The following is a 416-nucleotide window of genomic DNA, read 5'->3' as shown; positions in this document are numbered from 1 at the left end:
TCCAGCGACACCGCGGCCCACGCCTACGTCTACCGGAACATGCCCGAGGTCGGCGGCGTCGTGCACACGCACTCCACCTACGGCGTCGCGTGGGCTGCGCGGGGCGAAGAGATCCCGTGCGTCATCACGGCGATGGCGGATGAGTTCGGCGGCCCCATCCCGGTCGGTCCGTTCGCGATCATCGGCGACGACTCGATCGGGCGCGGCATCGTCGACACCCTGCGGGGGCACCGCTCGCGCGGCGTCATCATGCAGAACCACGGTCCCTTCACGATCGGCACGAACGCGAAGGATGCCGTGAAGGCCGCCGTCATGCTCGAAGACGTCGCCCGCACCGTGCACATCGCGCGCGAAGCGGGCCCGCTCATCCCGATCCCGCAGGACAAGATCGACGCCCTCTACAACCGCTACCAGAA

General features: G+C 68.8%; 1 protein-coding gene. It reads left to right on the top strand.

Annotated features, from left to right (window positions below):
- Positions 1-416, top strand: a 416-nt coding sequence (locus IFR11_RS16150; RefSeq protein ID WP_191916853.1) for a class II aldolase/adducin family protein, incomplete at both ends; no start/stop codon positions are given.

Source organism: Microbacterium sp. CFBP 8801 (assembly GCF_014839455.1).
Taxonomy (GTDB): domain Bacteria; phylum Actinomycetota; class Actinomycetes; order Actinomycetales; family Microbacteriaceae; genus Microbacterium.
This window is presented reverse-complemented; position numbering and strand designations above follow the sequence as displayed.